At 29.6% G+C, this 20,019-nt stretch carries 23 protein-coding genes; 20 read left to right on the forward strand and 3 right to left on the reverse strand.

The annotated features are described in order from the left end of the window. The 12 genes from RBU61_RS03425 (at position 1) to RBU61_RS03480 (ending at position 10,857) form a co-directional block, all read left to right on the forward strand. On the forward strand, positions 1-651 hold the full coding sequence (locus tag RBU61_RS03425) for a response regulator transcription factor (RefSeq protein ID WP_308878157.1): 651 nt from the start codon (positions 1-3) through the stop codon (positions 649-651). A gap of 137 nt (positions 652-788) precedes the next feature. Then, positions 789-1,751, forward strand: a complete 963-nt coding sequence (locus tag RBU61_RS03430; RefSeq protein ID WP_308878158.1) for a M23 family metallopeptidase — start codon at positions 789-791, stop codon at positions 1,749-1,751. A 142-nt stretch (positions 1,752-1,893) separates the two neighbouring features. After that, the gene (locus tag RBU61_RS03435) at positions 1,894-3,066 is read left to right on the forward strand and encodes an MFS transporter (protein WP_308878159.1); all 1,173 of its coding nucleotides are present in this window, start codon (positions 1,894-1,896) and stop codon (positions 3,064-3,066) included. A gap of 5 nt (positions 3,067-3,071) precedes the next feature. Then, positions 3,072-4,232: a sensor histidine kinase gene (locus RBU61_RS03440; RefSeq protein ID WP_308878160.1), complete on the forward strand. Its 1,161-nt coding sequence runs from the start codon at positions 3,072-3,074 to the stop codon at positions 4,230-4,232. Positions 4,233-4,252: 20 nt separating this feature from the next. After that, entirely contained in the window at positions 4,253-4,735 is a 483-nt protein-coding gene (ybaK, locus tag RBU61_RS03445) for a Cys-tRNA(Pro) deacylase (RefSeq protein ID WP_308878161.1), read from the forward strand. An 11-nt stretch (positions 4,736-4,746) separates the two neighbouring features. Further along, a complete protein-coding gene (locus RBU61_RS03450) occupies positions 4,747-5,403 on the forward strand; it encodes a pentapeptide repeat-containing protein (RefSeq protein WP_308878162.1) in 657 nt (218 codons plus the stop codon). A gap of 16 nt (positions 5,404-5,419) precedes the next feature. Beyond that, positions 5,420-6,355, forward strand: a complete 936-nt coding sequence (locus RBU61_RS03455; protein ID WP_308878163.1) for a YafY family protein — start codon at positions 5,420-5,422, stop codon at positions 6,353-6,355. A 68-nt stretch (positions 6,356-6,423) separates the two neighbouring features. Next, positions 6,424-6,681, forward strand: coding sequence for a zinc ribbon domain-containing protein (locus RBU61_RS03460; RefSeq protein WP_308878164.1), 258 nt, complete (start codon positions 6,424-6,426; stop codon positions 6,679-6,681). A 124-nt stretch (positions 6,682-6,805) separates the two neighbouring features. Continuing rightward, a complete protein-coding gene (locus tag RBU61_RS03465; protein ID WP_308878165.1) occupies positions 6,806-7,786 on the forward strand; it encodes an ATP-binding cassette domain-containing protein in 981 nt (326 codons plus the stop codon). Beyond that, on the forward strand, positions 7,783-8,583 hold the full coding sequence (locus RBU61_RS03470; protein ID WP_308878166.1) for an ABC-2 family transporter protein: 801 nt from the start codon (positions 7,783-7,785) through the stop codon (positions 8,581-8,583). Before RBU61_RS03465 ends, RBU61_RS03470 begins: the two co-directional genes overlap by 4 nt. Before the next feature lie 3 nt (positions 8,584-8,586). Next, on the forward strand, positions 8,587-9,387 hold the full coding sequence (locus tag RBU61_RS03475) for an ABC-2 family transporter protein (protein WP_308878167.1): 801 nt from the start codon (positions 8,587-8,589) through the stop codon (positions 9,385-9,387). A gap of 117 nt (positions 9,388-9,504) precedes the next feature. Next, positions 9,505-10,857 carry an MATE family efflux transporter gene (locus RBU61_RS03480; protein WP_308878168.1) on the forward strand — a complete coding sequence of 451 codons (1,353 nt, stop codon included), beginning with the start codon at positions 9,505-9,507 and terminating at the stop codon, positions 10,855-10,857. A gap of 38 nt (positions 10,858-10,895) precedes the next feature. Here the strand turns inward: RBU61_RS03480 and RBU61_RS03485 are convergent, their stop codons facing one another. After that, positions 10,896-11,258, reverse strand: coding sequence for a DUF1667 domain-containing protein (locus RBU61_RS03485; RefSeq protein ID WP_308878169.1), 363 nt, complete (start codon positions 11,256-11,258; stop codon positions 10,896-10,898). An 86-nt stretch (positions 11,259-11,344) separates the two neighbouring features. Here RBU61_RS03485 and RBU61_RS03490 point away from each other — a divergent pair, with 86 nt between their 5' ends. From RBU61_RS03490 to RBU61_RS03505, 4 genes are all read left to right on the forward strand, one after another. After that, on the forward strand, positions 11,345-11,854 hold the full coding sequence (locus tag RBU61_RS03490) for a nitroreductase family protein (RefSeq protein WP_308878170.1): 510 nt from the start codon (positions 11,345-11,347) through the stop codon (positions 11,852-11,854). Positions 11,855-11,885: 31 nt separating this feature from the next. Next, positions 11,886-12,593 (forward strand): MgtC/SapB family protein, encoded by a 708-nt coding sequence (locus RBU61_RS03495; RefSeq protein ID WP_308878171.1) that lies wholly within the window; start codon positions 11,886-11,888, stop codon positions 12,591-12,593. A 193-nt stretch (positions 12,594-12,786) separates the two neighbouring features. After that, complete coding sequence (locus RBU61_RS03500) at positions 12,787-13,398, forward strand: peptidylprolyl isomerase (RefSeq protein WP_374212508.1); 612 nt, start codon at positions 12,787-12,789, stop codon at positions 13,396-13,398. Positions 13,399-13,421: 23 nt separating this feature from the next. Continuing rightward, on the forward strand, positions 13,422-14,183 hold the full coding sequence (locus RBU61_RS03505) for a hypothetical protein (RefSeq protein WP_308878173.1): 762 nt from the start codon (positions 13,422-13,424) through the stop codon (positions 14,181-14,183). Positions 14,184-14,248: 65 nt separating this feature from the next. On the opposite strand, the gene RBU61_RS03510 is transcribed toward RBU61_RS03505, so the two are convergent. Both RBU61_RS03510 and RBU61_RS03515 read right to left on the reverse strand, forming a co-directional pair. Next, on the reverse strand, positions 14,249-15,049 hold the full coding sequence (locus RBU61_RS03510) for an ABC transporter permease (protein WP_308878174.1): 801 nt from the start codon (positions 15,047-15,049) through the stop codon (positions 14,249-14,251). Beyond that, entirely contained in the window at positions 15,042-15,818 is a 777-nt protein-coding gene (locus RBU61_RS03515) for an ABC transporter ATP-binding protein (protein ID WP_308878175.1), read from the reverse strand. Before RBU61_RS03515 ends, RBU61_RS03510 begins: the two co-directional genes overlap by 8 nt. Positions 15,819-15,964: 146 nt before the next feature. Between RBU61_RS03515 and RBU61_RS03520 the strand changes: the two genes are divergently transcribed. The 4 genes from RBU61_RS03520 (at position 15,965) to RBU61_RS03535 (ending at position 19,983) form a co-directional block, all read left to right on the forward strand. Further along, positions 15,965-16,534, forward strand: a complete 570-nt coding sequence (locus RBU61_RS03520; protein ID WP_308878176.1) for a thymidine kinase — start codon at positions 15,965-15,967, stop codon at positions 16,532-16,534. Between the two features lie 9 nt (positions 16,535-16,543). Continuing rightward, positions 16,544-17,368: an NAD(+) diphosphatase gene (gene nudC / locus RBU61_RS03525; protein ID WP_308878177.1), complete on the forward strand. Its 825-nt coding sequence runs from the start codon at positions 16,544-16,546 to the stop codon at positions 17,366-17,368. A 277-nt stretch (positions 17,369-17,645) separates the two neighbouring features. Next, positions 17,646-19,265 carry a ribosomal protection-like ABC-F family protein gene (gene abc-f, locus RBU61_RS03530; protein WP_308878178.1) on the forward strand — a complete coding sequence of 540 codons (1,620 nt, stop codon included), beginning with the start codon at positions 17,646-17,648 and terminating at the stop codon, positions 19,263-19,265. A gap of 16 nt (positions 19,266-19,281) precedes the next feature. After that, positions 19,282-19,983 (forward strand): fructose-bisphosphatase class III, encoded by a 702-nt coding sequence (locus tag RBU61_RS03535; protein ID WP_308878179.1) that lies wholly within the window; start codon positions 19,282-19,284, stop codon positions 19,981-19,983. The last annotated feature ends 36 nt before the right edge of the window (positions 19,984-20,019 follow it).

The raw sequence follows: 20,019 nt of genomic DNA on the forward strand, positions 1-20,019 counted from the left end.
ATGATTAGAGTTTTAATTGTAGATGATCAAAGTCTAATACGAGAAGGACTTAGAATGATGCTTGGAATTTATGATAATATATTTGTAGTAGATGAAGCTATTAATGGAAAGGAAGCCATGGAAATACTAAGGAATAAGGAAGTAGACTTAATTTTAATGGATATACGAATGCCTGTGATGAATGGAGTAGAGGCAACAAAGATTATTAAAGAAAATTATCCAGATATAAAAATATTAATATTGACTACTTTCAATGAGGATGAATACATATTTGAAGGACTAAAAAATGGTGCAGATGGATATTTATTAAAGGATATATCTTCCCAAGAGTTGGTAAGAGCAATAAAAACAGTATATGAGGGAAATGTACTGCTACAACCAGATGTGGCTAAGAAAATGTTAGAGTCTATGAAGCAAAACAATACTATTCAGAAAAATATAAGTAAAGATATATTTAAAGAACTGACTAAAAAAGAATATGAAATAGCATTGCTTATTGGAGAAGGAAAATCTAACAAGGAAATTTCTAAAACTTTATACATAACAGAAGGAACAGTCAAAAATCATATAACAAAAATATTAGATAAATTAGAGTTAAGAGATAGAACTCAATTGGCATTACTTATTAAGAGAGGAAAAAGCTATGATTAATTAATCATAGCTTTTTATATTACTTTAGTAATATGAAAACATGACCTTGGTTAGATTTAGAATATTCAATATTCTTATATAATTAAGGTATTAGAACCTTTTGTTCCTGAAATATAAATAAACTATGGAGTGATAATATGGGATCTAATAAAGTAATTGTTTTTTTGGCTAACCTATATTCTCAGGTAATAGTACCATTTGAACTAATTTATATGATTTTCACTGGAAGGTATGACACAGTAAGTGAATATATTTTATTGGTTATATATGTATTAGTAATATTCTTTTTTCATTTTTCATTTTGCTATTGGGGATATACCAGTTTTTACTTGAGATATGTATATAGCTTTTTTATAATAATTGGTACTTTTTTAATTATCTATAGAATTATATTTATTCAAGATATTATATTTGGGCAATTAAGTGACTTGAGAAATAGTTTCAGAAGGATCATTTTTATTATAATTTTTACCGTAATAAATATTAATATTATTTTAAGTAAAAGGAAAAAGAAAAATTGTTTTGATTTAACTTTTCCTTTTGAAAATGGTAAGTTTTTAGTTATTGATGGTGGAGATGGTAAAAAATCATATTTCACTAATTACCATTATTATGGATGGAAAAGAAAAAATATAAAAAATTATTATTCTATGCAATTTGCTGTAGATCTGATTAAACTAAATAAATATGGTTTCCAAAAATGTAATCTACTATCATCTTCTAATAAGGATTACAATATTTATGGAGAAAAAGTATATAGTCCTATAGCAGGTCAGGTAATAAAGGTAATTGAAAATCTAGAGGATAATATCCCACATGGTAGATTACCTAATAATACTGGAAATCAAATTATTATTAGGAGTGACAATTATTATATATCTTTATATCATTTTAAAAAAGATACTATTGTAGTAAATCTTGGACAAAACCTAGAAATAGGTGATTATCTTGGAGAGGTGGGTAACTCAGGCTACTCAATAATACCCCATCTTCATATTCAAGTTGTATACTCTGAAGACAGTGATTATTGGTTAGGAGAAAGTATTCCAATAATATTTAATAATATATATCCTGTTAAGAATTATGTGATTAAATCTTAGGTTTCTTCTAAGGAAAATATAAATAAATTTTATAGTTTAGTATCCAACTTTATTATTAGTATTAATAAAGATACTAAGAAAATAGAGTATATAGACTTATATAATATCTACAGAAAATTATAATTATAATGGAGGTAATACTATGCAAGAGCTGAGAAAAACCATCTATTTTATATCTTTTCCATTGTCCTTTATAGGGTTTATATTTCCTATATATGCCTCATCTATAGGGGCAAATGTTATCCAAATAGGGTATCTTTATTCTATTTTTTCAATAATAAGCATTATGATACGACCTATGGTAGGAAGCTTAATAGATAAGAAAGGAAGAAGAATAGGGATATTAATAGGTACAATTTTTTATACAATAGTGAATATATTTTTTATATTAGCTAAGGATTTTAAATATCTATTGATAGGGAGAATAATTCAATCCTTAGGGGCTTCATTTTTATGGATAAGTGTAGATACTTTTATCTCCGATATAAGTAATGAAACTAATAGAGGTAAAAATTTTGGTTTGTTAAATCAATTTATGGCTAAAGGTGAATGGGTGGGTAGTATTATTGGGTTTACTATTCTATATAATAATTTTACTGATAATCCATTTAAATTAATATTTACTATCTTTCTAATTACTAGTTCCATATCTGTCTACTATACAATTAAAAAAGTTCCAGAGACCATTAATCTTAAAAAGGAATATAAGGCAGGTAATATTAAAGATAAGAAACAATTAAAATATTTCCTGGGAATAATAGGAGTTATTTCATTGATAATCAGTTTAACAGCACCAATATATTTATTATATTTACAGGAGCATATTACAAATGACCTTAGTCTAATAACCTTCTTATTTATTCCAGCATCTATTTTAGCTCTTTTCCTACCAAAGAGATTTGGTAGTTTATCAGATAAATACGGGAGAGAAAAGATAGTTATAGCCGGTATGTTTATAAATGCCATACTTCAAGTATTGATACCTTTTAATAAAGGGTATTATAGTTTTATGGTTTTATATACTTTGATTTCTACTATAGTAATGTTCTATAGTCCTGCATTTTCATCATTGATTATTGATTTTGTAGGAGAAGATAAAAGAGGAAGGTCCTATGGCTTATATAGTTTTGCCAGTGGTATAGGAGGAGCAATAGGATATATAGCTGGTTCCTATATATATGAAAATATAGGTAGTGATATGGTGTTTTATACTAAAGGGGCTCTTTTAGTTGTAATGACTTTGGTTATTTGGTATCTTTATATTAAGAATATAAGAGTGAAAACAGAAATAGAGATAACTAGAACAATGAGGTAATATAGATGAATAAAACTTACAAGTACAATCGTTATTTATATAAGGCAGTACTGATTCTTATAGGGATGGACGTTATTTATCGTTGTAGAGACAATAATATTAAGGCATTAATTTGCTTTGTATTATTTTTAGTAATAGTAATAAATGATTATCTAAGGCAAAAATATTTTTATAAAACTGTAAAAGAATATTATTCATCTATAGCTTTGGGAATGATAATAAACCTAATATTATCATTGCATATAGAGGGATATATAGATATATATTTTTATCTGATTTTGTATGAATTAATTTTATATGGAGAAGGAAAAATTTCAAGATTATTTATATCATTAGAAGTAATATCTCTTCTAGCTCTAATTTCATTTAGAATGATATCAGGTTATGATAATATAGGTTATTATGATATATTGGGTATTATTATGGTATCAACGGGAATATGTTTCTATTTAGTAAGTTTATTTGGATATAAAGCCTTAAGAAAAGAAAAAAGAGAAGTAGAACGACTAAATAAGGAATTGGAATTATCTTATGAAAAACTAAAGGAGCAATCGAAAAAAATAGAAGAATTAACTATAAGTAAAGAAAGAAATAGAGTAGCGGAAGAAATTCATGATAATTTAGGTCATAATCTTATAGCTTTAAATATGAATCTAGATGTGGCAGAGAAGATTATAGATAGAGACATGGATAAAGCTAAAGAGCTAATAAATAAATCCTATATACTGGCTAAGAGAAGTATGGAGGATTTGAGAAAGGCTGTTTATGCCTTAAAGGAGAAAGTCACCAAAACATTTATAGATTCCTTAAAAGAAATAGTTGCTAATATAGAGTATACAGGAAAGGTTAAAATAATATTAGATGTGGAAGAGAGTATAGAGGAGATTTTACCTGAATATAAAGATATAATATATACTTCCATAAAAGAAATCATAACTAATAGTGTAAAACATGGTAAATGTGATGAAATTAATATAAGTATCAAGTTATCTATTGAAGAAATAAATATTATAGTGGCTGATAATGGAGTAGGCTGTGATGAATTTGTTAAAGGAAATGGATTGTTGGGAATTGAAAAAAGAATTATGGACTATAAAGGTAAGATAAATTATGATAACAGTATAAGTAAGGGATTTAAAATTGAATTAGTGTTGCCAAATTTATAATCAATTAGGTGGTGAATAATGTGTCCAATATAAAAACAAATGCTATGCGTATTTTAGACCAGATGAAAGTAGAGTATAATACCATTACTTATGATAAAAGTGATGATAGAATAGATGGAATTTCAGTTTCAGAAAAAATTGGCAGAGAACCAAAATTTGTTTACAAGACATTAGTAACTCAAGGTCATAGTAAAAATATTTATATTTTTCTTTTACCTGTACATAAGGAACTGGATTTTAAAAAAGCTGCAAAATTAGCAGGAGAAAAAAATATAGATATGATACCAGTAAAAGATGTATTAAAATTTACAGGCTATATAAGAGGTGGATGCTCCCCCATAGGGATGAAGAAGAATTATAAGACCTTTCTAGACACATCTGCTCTAGATATAGATAAGCTTATTGTAAGTGCAGGAAAGATTGGAGTTCAAGTGGAGCTTCCTGTATCTAAATTAATTGAAGTAGTACAGGCAGAGGTTGGGAGTTTTATTACTGAGTATTAGGAGGGAATAAAGTGGAAAAAACAAAAGATGAAATAAAGATTTTATCGCCTCAAATTCCAGCGAGGTTAGAGAACTTAGATATAACTGACAGAGATATTCAAGATGAAGACTTTTTTAGTATGGGGGTTATAAGTGATTGTTATATAGAAGAACAAAGGGCAGAGAAAGTAGTATTTGAGAAAATTATATTTAGAAATGTTATATTTGAAGATATATTTTTTAGGGGACTTGAACTGACGAATGTGAGGTTTATTAACTGTGACTTATCTAATATAGATTTAAGTGGGGCAATTATACATAGGACGGAGTTTATAGATTGTAAGATGATGGGTGTAAAGATAATTGATGGAACCTTTAGAAATGTAGTATTTAATAATTGCAATTTATCCTATGGCAACTTTAGAGTTTCTAATTTTAAACAAGTAATTTTTATGAACTGCTTATTAAGAAATGGAGACTTTCAAAGTGTTGAACTTTCTAAAGTAAGATTTCAGGAGAATGATATGAAGCAAATACAAATGAGTGGAACAAAGTTAAAAGATATAGATTTAAGTACTTGTGATATAGAAGGGATAGGTATAAGAATAGAAGAACTATATGGAGCTATAATTTCAAATACACAAGTAATAGATTTTGCTAAACTATTGGGACTTGTGATTAAGGATTAGTAAAAAGGGGAAATAAATGATGAAAATAGATAGGCTGCTTTCTATTATAGTTATATTACTTAACAAAGATAATATAACTGCTAAAGAATTGGCTAATAGATTTGAAGTTTCAGTAAGGACTATATATAGAGATATAGAAACTATCAATTTAGCAGGCATCCCTATAGTATCTAACCAAGGCAGGGATGGAGGATTTAGTATTTTAGACAACTATAAAATGAGTCATCAGCTACTAACATTAGATGATATGACTTCAATTGTCATTGCACTAAAAAATATAGAAAATTTTTCACATAACAAAGATATTGACTTAACAATTGGTAAGATAAGTAATATTGTACCAAAGGATAAAAGAGAGGAATTCGATTATTATTTTAATGAGTTGATAATATGTGACTTGCCTTGGGGATATAGAGCTAATTTTGGAGATAAAGAGAAATATAAGATTATATATGAAGGAATAAGGAAAGAAAAGCTATTACATATAGGGTATAGAAATCGTGATGGAAATATAACAGAAAGAAGAATAGAGCCTATGAGTCTTGTGTTAAAAGGACTTAATTGGTATGTTTTTTCATATTGTCTTTTAAGAAATAGCTATAGATTTTTTAAGCTTTCTAGAATACATAAAATCCATTTATTAGAGGAAAGTTTTAATCGGAGAGAAATGAGTTATGAAGATTTTAAGTATAAAAGTATTTCTAAAAATAATATGGTAGATTTAATTTTAAAATTTTCTCCTGAAGCACAACAAAGAGTAGAAGAGCTTTTTTATGAAGAGGATATTATCATAAGTGAAGATGGTTATATTATAGTTAGAACTTCATTTCCAGAGGATGAATGGGTTTATTCCATGATATTAAGTTATGGTGAGTATATAGAAGTTCTAGAGCCACATTATATTAAAGATATAATCAAGAAGAGAGCACAAAAAATTTATGAAAAGTATTAAACATGACATACTGTTGGCAAAACATAATGGTATCATAAGATAAATAATAAAAATAGGGAGGAAGTCTTATGAACCAAGAATATTGTCAAAGCTGTGGAATGCCAATGGAAGATATTAGCCTTTATGGTAAAGAGAAAGATGGAAGTAAAAGTTTAGATTATTGCACCTATTGTTATGAAGATGGAAGTTTTAGAAAACCAGATGAAACAATGGAAGAAATGATAGAAACTTGTATACCTTTTATGAAGGAAAATGGAATGGCTGAAGAAGAAGCAAGAGCAATACTAAATAACGCCCTTCCACATTTAAAACGCTGGAGTAAATAATTAATTCACAGTTTTAAAACTCTTATATAACAAATATGTTACATAAGAGTTTTTTTGTTGACTTTATCTGCTTACTTTGGTAAAATCAACCTTACGTTTTAAAAAATAGAGAGGGGGTTTTGTCATGGTTATTGTAGCAAATCAGTTGTCTAAGGAATATAAAATAGCACAAAGAAAATCTGGTATAATAGGTGGACTACAAAGTATTATACATAAGGAATACAAATTAATAAATGCTCTAGACAATATATCCTTTGAAATAGATGAAGGAGAACTCGTTGGATATATTGGACCAAATGGAGCAGGAAAATCTACCACAATTAAAATATTGTCTGGCATATTAACACCAAATTCGGGACAATGTAAAGTTCTAGGAAAAATTCCATATAAGGAAAGAATTGATTATGTAAAAGATATAGGAGTAGTTTTTGGACAGAGAACTCAGCTATGGTGGGATTTACCTGTAATTGATTCCTTCGAACTTTTAAAAGATATTTATAAGATTCCAAAAGGAGATTACTTAAAGATTAAAAAAGAACTTATAGAATGGCTTAATCTAGAGACATTCATAAATACTCCAGTAAGACAACTAAGTTTGGGTCAAAAAATGCGATGTGAGTTAGCTGCATCATTACTTCATTCTCCACAAGTACTTTTCCTCGATGAACCTACCATAGGACTAGATGCCGTATCTAAATTAGCTGTTAGAGAATTTATAAAAAAACTCAATAAGGAAAAAGGAGTCACAGTAATACTGACAACCCACGATATGGATGATATTGAAACACTATGTAATAGAGTAATGGTAATAGGAAAGGGTAAAATTCTTTTAGATGGTTCTTTACAGTCTCTTAGGGATACAGTATCGAAAGATAGAAGATTGATTATAGACATTCATGAAGGAGCAAGTGACTTTTCCATAGTAGGAACAACTCTAATAAAAGAAGAAAAAAATAGGCTTGTCATAGATTTTGATCCAGATATAATAACCCCTGCAGATTTAATAAACACTTTATCTACTAAATATAGAATAAAAGACATATTAATAGAAAATACCCCCATTGAAGAAATTATTGCTAAATTATATGGAGAATTAAATATATGAAAGCATTTTTATCTATTATAAAAATTAGATTTAATTTGTTGTTACAATATAGAATAGCTGCTTTTGCAGGGGCAGTGACTCAATTTTTCTTTGGAACTATTATGGTCATGGTTTTATATGGATTTTACAGTTCTTCAGGTGTGGAAACTCCTATTAATTATAAGTCTGCCATCACTTATATATGGATTGGTCAAGCTATGCTTGGAATGTTACCTTGGAATGGAGATAGTGAGATCCAAAATTTAATTAGGACAGGAAATGTAACATATGAGCTTATAAGGCCAATGAACCTATATAATTACTGGTTTGCAAGGGCATTTGCCCTAAGAACTGCTCCAACTCTACTTAGATCTATTCCTTTATTTATCATAGCCTTATTATTACCAAAAGATTATAGTATGGAATTACCACTAAATACTTTGGCTTTCATAGGATGGATAGTGGCTACCTTTGGAGCACTTCTGATTTCTTGTACCATAACAAATATAATAAACATAACTACTCTTTATTCTATTTCTGGAGATGGGATACAAAGACTATTATCATCTATAGTGACTTTATTCTCGGGAATGATAGTACCATTGCCCCTTTTCCCAGATAAGTTGAAACAATTATTAAATTATCTGCCCTTTAGTGGTTTAGTAGATATACCAGCTAGATTTTTTACTGGTGAAATTCTCATTAATCAACTACCAAAATATTTTTTATTTCAGTGTTCTTGGGCATTAGTAATTTATATAATTGGACAATGGATATTAAATAGAAAAATAAAAGATCTAATAGTACAAGGAGGCTAAAATATGGAAAGTATAAGATTATATTTTAAATATATTAAATTGAATATAGAATCTCAGCTTCAATATAAGGCTTCTTTTATTATGATGTCTGTAGGTCACTTTTTAATAACTTTTATTGAATTTCTTGGTATATGGGTATTATTCGAAAGGTTTGGTAATATAAGAGGTTTTACTTTTGAAGAAGCTGCTTTATTTTATGGAATAGTTCATATAGCATTTGCTATTACAGAAGGATGGACTAGAGGATTTGATATTTTTCCTAGATTAGTTAGGTCAGGAGATTTTGATAGGATATTACTTAGACCAAGGACTACAGTATTACAAATTTTAGGGCATGATTTTCAGATAATGAGAATAGGAAGACTTTTCCAAGGTCTTGTTGTGCTTATATGGGCTGTATTTAAATTAAATATAAGATGGACTTTAGGTAAAACTTTACTATTAATTGGATCAATTTTAGGGGGAAATTTTCTATTTTCAGGACTTATAGTGCTTCAAGCTACTTTGTCTTTTTGGTCTGTTCAGAGTTTAGAAATAGTAAACTCCTTTACTTATGGTGGAGTACAAGCAGCCCAATATCCAATATCAATATATAAGCCTTGGTTTAGAAAAATACTTATATATATTATTCCCTTAGCTACAGTCAACTATTTTCCTGCCTTAAACATATTGGAAAAATCTCAATTATTCAATTACCCCATATGGCTAGGATGGATTTCGCCTTTAATTGGATTGGTGTTTTTTATATTTTCTCTACTTGTGTGGCAATTAGGAGTAAGATACTATACATCAACAGGTAGTTAAATTATAGCAAAGGTTCTACTAAAGTTTTTTTAATTATCTTGATTAATTTCATTTTTTACTATACAATTATTTAGAGTCGCTAAGAATAAATTTATTAATCAACTAAAGGAGAGGTATATGCAAAAGAATATTAACTTGACAGAAGGAAATATATCCAGTACCCTTACTAGATTGGCATTGCCTATTATGGGTACATCTTTTATACAGATGATGTATAATCTAACAGATATGATGTGGCTAGGCAGACTTAGTACAAATGCCGTAGCTGGAGCAGGAACAGCAGGGTTTTTTATGTGGTTTGGTATGTCCCTTGTACTTATATCCTCAATAGGAGTAAGTGTAGGGGTAGCTCAAGCTCATGGAAGAGATGATATGGAAGATGCAAGAGAATACATATCAAATGGATTAAAACTAGATATATTTATAGGGCTTATGTATTCTCTAATTCTACTAGTATTTAGAAATCAAGTCATTGGCTTTTTTAATTTAGGAGATGCAGAAGCTATTCAAATGGCTATTGATTATTTAGTAATCGTGGCTTGTGGATTTATATTTAATTTTGTGAATCCAGTATATTCTGCTATATTTAATGCTTCAGGAAATAGTGTTACACCTTTTATTATTTCAAGTATTGGACTAGTGGCGAATATGATTTTAGACCCAGTTTTAATCTTCGGATTTGGGCCAATTCCAGCCATGGGAATAAAAGGGGCAGCATTAGCTACTATAACTGCACAATTTATAGTTACGTTAATATATGTATTTGTTTCAAGAAAAAATAGAGTTTTATTTTCACATTTAAACCTATTTAAATTACCTAATATGAACTATATTAAGAAAATATTTAAATTAGGATTTCCGTCTTCATTACAATCAGGAGCCCATGCATTAATATCTATGGTACTAACAAAAATATTAGCTAATTGGGGACCGACTCCTGTTGCAGTATCTTCTGTAGGTTCACAGATAGAATCAATATCCTGGATGACGGCAGAGGGTTTTTCTACTGCCATAGCAGCCTTTGTAGGACAAAACTATGGTGCAAAAAATTATGATAGGGTAGAAGAAGGTTATTATAAAGGACTTAGAATAGTAAGCATTATAGGTATATTTGCCACATTTTTATTAGTATTTGCAGGAAAACCAATATTTAAAATATTTACTCCAAATGATTTAGAAGCAATAGAAATGGGAAAAACATATCTAAGAATATTAGGATTTTCACAACTTTTTATAACTATTGAGATAGCATCTACAGGAGGTTTCAATGGAATTGGTAAGACATATATTCCAGCTACTACAGGAATTATATTAAACTTACTTAGAATTCCGGGAGCCTTGATATTATCAAGTACTATACTAGGAATGGCAGGAGTATGGTGGAGTATGAGTATTAGCACAGTATTTAAGGGAGTAATCTTGACTGCATTATTTATATATATTCTAAAGAGGGGGCTTCATAAAAAATAATTCCGATTTTTGAAGCCAAGCTTCAAAAATCGGAGTTATTATAGACTATTTACTCGACGGGCTGCAATCACATTTACACCAGTGTCTAATATGTTTTCTATAATAATATCTCCCTTTTCTACAGGGGCAGATACTTCAGTTACTTTGATGATTTCCATACACTTTTCTACTAGATTTTCAGGAATAATATCAGTAGTCTTTACTGGTAGCCTACTCATAGGACCATTTTTAAGTAATACTCTAGATGTAAGAACTCTAGAGGGTTCTTTGATTTCGTTTATACCATATTCTTGACCTCTATTACATCTATTGCCTTCAACAGAATACTTATTATTATCCTTGATAATTTTAAGACTACATCCTATAGGGCAGACCTTACATTGTTTTTCAATTATATTCATAGGTATAACCTCCATTATTATTTGCATAATTATTATAACATAATATAAAAATAAATATAAATATAATAAATATAAGGAGTGGTAAAGTGGATATACTAAAAGCTATTATGACTAGAAGAAGTATAAGACGATTTACAGGAGAAGTAATTACTGATGAGCAATTAGATACCTTGCTTAGGGCTGGATTTCAAGCTCCATCTGCTCACAATTTTCAACCTTGGAACTTTGTAGTATTAAGGGATAAGGATTTACTTCAAAAAATATCTCAGTTCCATAAATATGCAAAGATGCTGCCTAACGCTGGATGTGCAATAGTAGTTTGTGGAGATGAAGAAAAACAACCTGCTAAGGGATTTTTAGTAGAAGATTGTTCTGCTGCCATACAAAATATTCTTCTAGCTTCCCATGGAATGGGATTAGGAGCAGTATGGTGTGGATTATATGATTCATCTGATTTAGTAAATTCTATGAGTGAAGTTTTAGAGCTGCCAGATAATATAATTCCTATAGGTATGGTAGTAGTAGGAAATAAAGATGAAGAAAAAGAGCCATCTAATAATTACGACAGTAATAAAATACATTATGATAAATGGTAAAGGATATAAAATTTAAAGGAGAGTCTTTACCATGATATCGAAAATTGAAATAATTGCAAGACTTTTATTATCCGCCATAATAGGGGGGTTTATAGGGGTTGAAAGGGAAGTCAACAATAGACCTGCAGGTCTTAGAACTCATATTTTAGTAACATTAGGTTCTACCTTAATCATGCTTATTTCTATTGATGGGTTTTTAAGACTTGGTGAAGGTGTACCAAAAGGTGATCCAGCCAGATTAGCAGCCCAAGTTGTAAGTGGAATAGGTTTTCTTGGTGCAGGAACTATTATGAGAACAGGAAATAATATTAGTGGGCTTACTACTGCCGCCAGCCTTTGGGTCTGTGCTGGTATTGGGCTAGCCATAGGATCAGGATACTATTTAGGGGCAATTGTTACTACATTCATAGTTTTAGTTACTTTAATGAGTGTAGGAATATTCGAAAAGAGAATATTAAGGAAAAAATATAAAGCTATTGAAGTCATAGCTACAAATATGCCGGGTATTATTGGTCAAATAGGAGTACTTTTTGGAAAACATTATGTATCTATTAAAGATATTATGATATTAAATAATAGTGGTTATGATGAAGAAAATGGAATTATGGAAATCCGTTTTATAGTTAAAACACCTAATAATTTTAATATTAATAACCTATATAAAGAAATTTATCAGATTCATGGAGTTATAAGCGCAAATTTTGAGGGAAATATCATACCAAATAATAATGATATATAAGCTAATACTAACTATATACAACCATAAAATTATGGTGTATTATTAACTAGGAGATGGAGAAATGTATAAATATACAAAGCAAACTATACTAATATTACTTGTTTCCCTTATTGCTTTATTTGCAGTAGGATGTAAAGGTAATAATGATGATACTGAAATAGAAAAAAATGACGAAAATCAAGGAGGAAATTATATGAACTTAGACCAATTAAAAATGCCTCAAGAGGGAGAAGAAGTAGTTGTTATTAGTACAAATCTTGGAGATATTAAAATAAGATTATTTCCAGAGGCAGCACCAAAGGCAGTGGAAAACTTTAAGACTCATGCTGAAAATGGATATTATGATGGAGTAATATTCCACAGAGTAATCAAAGACTTTATGATCCAAGGTGGAGATCCACAAGGTACAGGAACAGGTGGAGAAAGTATATGGGGAGCACCTTTCGAAGACGAGTTTGATCCAAATTATCATAACTTTAGAGGAGCATTGTCCATGGCAAATGCAGGACCAGGAACTAATGGCAGCCAATTCTTTATAGTTCAAAGTTCAAGTGTAGATAAGAAATTAATGGATCAAATAAAAGAATTAGGAGAAAAAGCAGGTTTTTCAGAAGATGTAATAAATGGATATGAAGAATTAGGTGGTACTCCATGGTTAGATTTTAGGCATACTGTATTTGGGCAAGTCTATGAAGGAATGGACATAGTAGATAAGATTGCAAATGAAAAAGTTGGAGCTAATGATAAGCCAGCAGAACAAATTACAATGGAAAAGGTAGAAGTAAAAAAAGTAGAATCTAAATAATAGGTAATAAAGGGGAAGATAGTATGAAAGAAAGAATCGAGAATACTATAAGAGAATTTATTTTCAGCTATCAGAATAATGAGGATATAACTACAAGATGGAAAGAACCAATAATTGCATATGCATATGCAGAAGATCCAATGTTTCATAAGTTAAAGGAGGTAGTAAGTGAAACGCATTTACTGCCTCATGATTTACTTGATGATGCAGAAACTGTAGTTGCTTATTTCCTGCCCTTTGAAGAATATATACCAAATAGCAATATTAAAGATAGGTGCAGTTCTAAAGAGTGGGCAATTGCCTATATAGAAACTAATAATATTATTGCAGAAATAAATAAATACTTAACAGAAAAATTAGGAGAATTAGGCTATAGAACTAAAATTGTACCTGCAACACATAATTTTGATACAGAAAAACTAATGAGTGATTGGTCACATAGACATATAGGATTTATAGCAGGACTTGGTAAATTTGGGCTAAACAATATGTTGATTACTGAAAAAGGATGTTGCGGTAGGATAGGAACTGTAGTTACAAATATGAAAATTGAACCAACTACAAGAAAAGATAAGGAAAATTGCCTATATAAAAACAATGGCAGTTGTAAGAAATGTATAGATAGATGTGTAAACGATGCATTGAAATTAAGCGATTTCAATAGACATTTATGTTATGAAATGTGTTTAACTAATGGAGAAACTTATAAGGAACTTGGATTGGCAGATGTTTGTGGAAAATGTCTAGTTGATTTACCCTGCTCCTTTAGAGATCCAGTTAAATAATGGATTAAACTATATAATAACTATAAAAATTGGCATTAGCGCCAACTTTTATAGTTATTTTAATTTTACCACCTTTTCAGTTTATCTTCCAATAATGCTATCATCTTATACATTAATACTGATATAATAGCTAGGATAAATACACTCATCATAACAATATCTAGCTTAAATACTTGGCCACCATAGACGATTAGATATCCTATACCAGCTTTAGAAACTAAAAATTCCCCCACTATTACGCCTACCCACGACAATCCAATATTGATTTTTAAAGTATTAATAAGTGCGGGAATAGATGATGGAATCACTATTTTCTGTAGAATTTGCAGTTTAGTAGCACCAAAGGTATTTAATAGCCTTATTTGATCGTTATCTACTGATATAAAGCTTTCAAACATATTCATTATGGTAACTACTATAGATATGGTAATAGCCGTCACTATGATGCCACTATATCCTGCACCAACCCAAATAATTATAATAGGTGCTAGGGCAGTTTTAGGAAGACTATTTAGCATTACTAAATAGGGATCTAACACTCTAGCCCAAAAATCTGACCACCAAAGACCAATGGCTATGATGACACCTAATAATGTTCCACCTAAAAATCCTACTATAGTCTCCATTACTGAAATTCCAATATGATAGAATAGATTACCCTGCTTCATATAATTTAAAAACAGCTTCCAAATTTGAGATGGATAACTGGTTAGAAATGTGTCTATCCAGTTAAAATAAGCTGCCACTTCCCATAATAAAAGACTTAGTATTAAAATGCTTATTTGAGTTAAGAAGATATTTCTATTTTTTTTCTTCAGACTAACTAAATACTTTTCATGTTCTTTAGAAGGTTTTTGATTAGACATGTACATCCAACTCCTTCCATATCTTATTGAAGTAATATCTAAATTCAGGCGCTTCCCTACATCCTAAAGGGGTTTCTCTCCCAAGTGGACAGGTTAATTTAATCTCTACAATTTCCTTTATTGTTGAGGGTCTATTGGAAAGGATAACAATTCTATCTGATAAACTAATGGCTTCGGCTATATCGTGAGTTACCAATAGACCAGTTTTTTGTTCTTTTTTTAAAATAGTACCAATTTCATCGGCTATGGCAAGTCTCGTTTGGTAATCTAAAGCAGAAAAAGGCTCATCTAAAAGAAGTAATTCTGGCTCTAATAAAAGAGTCCTAATTAAGGCAACTCTTTGTCTCATACCTCCAGATAACTGTCTAGGATATGAATATATAAAATCTCCTAATCCATAATTATGAAGCATTTCTTTAGCAGTATTATAGACCTCTGAATTTAATTTCCCTTGAATTTCTAATCCAAGAACTACATTATTTAAAATATTTCTCCATTCTAAAAGTTGATCTTTTTGAAACATATATCCAATATCACTACTAGATTTACTTACCTTCTTCCCATTTATCAATACATTTCCCTCACTTGGCTCTATAAGTCCTGCTACTATTGATAATAGGGTAGATTTTCCACATCCGCTAGGACCGACGATTCCAACTATTTCACCCTTTGATATATTTAAATTTATATTTTTAATGGCTTCAGTTTCACCTTCTAAGCTGTGATAAGTCATTCCAATATTCTTAATCTCAACTAAAAGATTATCCATAGATAAAACACCTCCCAAAATAAATATATAGTAATTTATTGTATTCTCAAGGAATGAAATATGTGAAGTTACAAAAATATTAATTTTGTCCTAAGCTGTAAAAGATGGTATAATATTTCAGTACTAATATTAAGGAGGAATTCGTTTTGCATCAATATAAAGGAAAATTAATTATACATACAGGCTCCATGTTTTCAGGAAAGACTTCAAGCTTAGAAAAGGATGTAAAGAGATTTAATATAGCTAAATATAAAACTGTTGCCTTTAAACCATCAGTAGACACTAGATATCCTAACTCAGAAATAAGAACCCATGATGACATCACTTTAAATGCAGTAATTGTAAACAATATATCCGAAATATGTGAGTACTGCAAACTACATGATCCAGATGTTGTAGCCATAGACGAAGTGCAATTCTTAGGAGGAAAAATAGAAGAGATTACAGATGTCATAAATAAGCTTTTAGAAAAAAATAAAACTGTTATACTGGCAGGTCTTGACATGGACTTTACTGGACAAGCCTTTGAAATAGTAAAGGAACTTATGCCTATGGCAGATTATCTATATAAACATCATGCAGTATGTGCTAAATGTGGTATAGATGCTTGGGTAAGTCATAGAAAAACTAAGGCTCAGGAAAGAATAGTAATAGGAGCAACAGATGAATACGAGCCTCTTTGTAGAAAATGTTTTTTAGAAGAACAGAAGGGATAGGTGATATAGATGGAGAGGTATATAAAATTTGAGCCTTCAAAGGAGCCACTATATAATAGATGCAATAAAGAAGAGATGTATTTATTTCATAAAGATAAGCTTATGGTAGAAGTAAAAGGAGAAAAATATATTATACCTAATGGAGAAGATATAAAAAGGCTTGATTTGAAGGTTAATCATCTTCAATGCCTGGGAGCCTATGATGGAGCAGATTGTTATTCTGGAGAAATCGAAGAAATTAAAGATAATAAGTATAAGTTTATAGATTTAAGAACTTATTCTAAAGATATAAGTCATGAAGAGTTTTTAGTTGGAGCTAAGGCATTGCTTTTATTGAACCATGTAAGGGAGAATCAGAGATGTGGAGTATGTGGCTCCCAGATGATTATGAAAGTCAGTGGAAATGATAGAGCGATGATTTGTACAAATTGCGATAATATGGTATGGCCTAAAACTGCTCCTGCCATAATTGTTGCAGTTATAAAGGAAGATAGGCTATTATTAGCCCATAACAAAATGTTTCCAGAGGGGATGTATAGTGTACTAGCAGGATTTGTAGAAATGGGAGAGACTTTTGAAGACTGTGTAAAAAGAGAAGTCTTTGAAGAAGTAGGTATTAAAGTACATAATATTAAATATTTTGGGTCCCAACCTTGGCCATTTCCAAATTCTATGATGATTGGATTTACGGCAGAATATCTTGATGGAGAAATAAAAGTGGATAATGAAGAAATCGTAGATGCTAAATGGTTTTCAAAGGAAGAAGTCAAAGAAATATCTAGAAAATCTATTAGTATAAGCAGTGAATTAGTAGAATGGTTTTTAAATAGATAAAATCTTCTTGCAAAATTAAGTGATTTGTGATAATATTTAGTTAATTTTAATAATAGAAAAGGATGGATACTAGAACAATGAGAATATAATCCCTTTAATTAAAGAACAATTTGGTTTTAAAAAATACTACCTATTTAATAGGTTTATTTTGGCATACAAATGTTCTGAAGGTGATTATAATCATTTATTATTCTTAAATTAACCTATATAGGTTGGTTTATTCCTTTTGCAATAATAACGAAATTAATCCCTTCAGATATAATCAGGAGGGATTTTTATGTTAATTTTAGATATAAATAATTTAAAGAAGTATTTTGGTAATAGACTTGTATTAGATATTAAGGATTTAAAAGTATATTCCAATGATAAACTAGGTTTAGTTGGATTAAATGGTTGTGGAAAAACCACATTATTGAATTTAATTTCAGGAGAAATTAGTCCAGATAATGGAACCATAAGAACAAATATTAAGCCATTTTATATTAAACAACTAGAAGATAGTCCAAATAAGGAAGTAGATGGTGAGTATATAGGTAAATTGGGATTAAAGGATAAGAATAAGGAATTTATGAGTGGTGGGGAGTTGACTAGGCTAAAAATTGCTAAGTTTTTAACTGAAAATCGTAAATTCCTCATTGCAGATGAACCAACTTCAAACTTGGATACTGAGGGAATAGATATATTAATAGAGAAATTAATTAGCTTTCAAGGAGCTATGATTATTACTTCTCACGACAGAGATTTATTAGATAAAGTATGTAATAAGATAGTAGAACTTGAAGATGGAAAAATTAAAATATATGAAGGAAATTACTCTCATTATAAGACTCAAAAAGAGTTGGAAAGAAAGACCCAAGAGCTAGAATATGAGAAGTATATTAATGAAAAAAGAAGATTAGAAAAAAATTTAATTGATACTAAGACAAAATCAGATAAAATAAAAAGTTCACCTAAAAGAATGGGAAATTCTGAAGCTAGACTTCATAAAATGGGTGGGCAAACTGCCAAGAAAAAACTAGATAATAAGGTAAAGGCAGTGGCTTCTAGAATAGACAAACTAGAGGTAAAGGATAAACTAAGAGAAATAGATAAAATAAAAGTAGATATTAGTGAGAATGAGATTTTTTCTAAAATAGTTATTGAAGGTAAAAGCCTTACTAAATCTTTTGGGAAGAGAACACTATTCAAAAACTCTAATTTTCAAATATATAACAAAGCTAAGGTTGCTTTAATTGGTGATAATGGTAGTGGAAAGACTACATTACTAAAAATGATAATGGAAAATGAGGATAATATTAGTATTTCTAAGAAGGCTAATATAGGCTATTTTAGTCAAAACTTAAATATTTTAGATGAAAATAAAACTATAATAGAAAATCTACTTGAAGTAGGTTTAGAACAAGATGCAAGAGATATTTTAGCTAGATTTCTTTTTAAACGAGATGATGTATATAAAAAGGTGAGTGTGCTAAGTGGAGGAGAAAAAGTAAAGGTATCTTTGGCAAAAATACTACTTAGTGATTTTAATATATTAATATTAGATGAACCTACTAATTATTTAGATATATATTCAGTTGAGGCGGTGGAAGAAGCCTTAATAAATTACGGTGGTACATTATTATTTGTTTCTCATGATAGAAGATTAATTGAAAATGTGGCAGATACCATAATGTATATTGAAAACAAGCAGATCAATACTTTCCAGGGAAATTTCAATGATTACAATAATAAATTTGATGACTTTGAAGATAAGGATATTGTATATAAGAAAGCTATATTAGAGAATAGACTAAGTGAAGTAATAGGACTTATTTCTATTGCTACAAAAGTAGAGGAAAAGGAAAAGCTTGATATGGAATATATGAACATATTAAAAGAATTAAATAAAATTAGATAAGATAAGGTGATAATATATGAAATATGTAGTCAGTGATATACATGGAAGACTAGATAGACTAAAAAGACTTAGTGAAACTATTGAGCTTGGTTGTGGAGATACACTTTATATAATCGGAGACCTAGTAGATAGAGGGGATAAACCTATAGAAACTATAGAGTTTGTAATGAATCATCCACAGATAGAAGTAATCATGGGAAACCATGATGAGATGATGCTTTATGCACTTAAATATAAGGACGAGAAGCAGATAGAAAGATGGGGAAGAAATGGCTGCGAACCTACTATAGAAGGATTTAATAAAAGAACCTTAGAAGAACAAGAAAAGATTTTATCCTATATAGAAAACTTACCATATTTTAAGATAATAGATAATAAGTTTCTATTAGTCCATGCTGGTTTTGAACCAGAAAGATTGATTGAAAGTTTAAAAGAGAAATCATTAGAAGATGCTTTAGTTGAACAAAGGGATAGACTTGTTTGGGTAAGAGATGATTTTATAAAATCCAAAGGTTTGGATAATCTAATCACCATATTTGGGCATTCTCCTAGAAGATATATAGATAAAGTACTTGAAGTAGAATCAAAAATACCTTATGAAATTTGGTTTGATGAAGTTCATAGGGATAAAATAGGTATAGATACGGGAAATTGTTATGATGATGGAAGAATGACTTGTTTAAGGTTAGATGATTATAAGGTGTTTTATATTGAGTAATAATATAGGATGTTTCCTTAAAAAAAAGATAAGGAA

The sequence above is a fragment of the Tissierella sp. MB52-C2 genome, from assembly GCF_030931715.1.
GTDB lineage: Bacteria > Bacillota > Clostridia > Tissierellales > Tissierellaceae > Tissierella.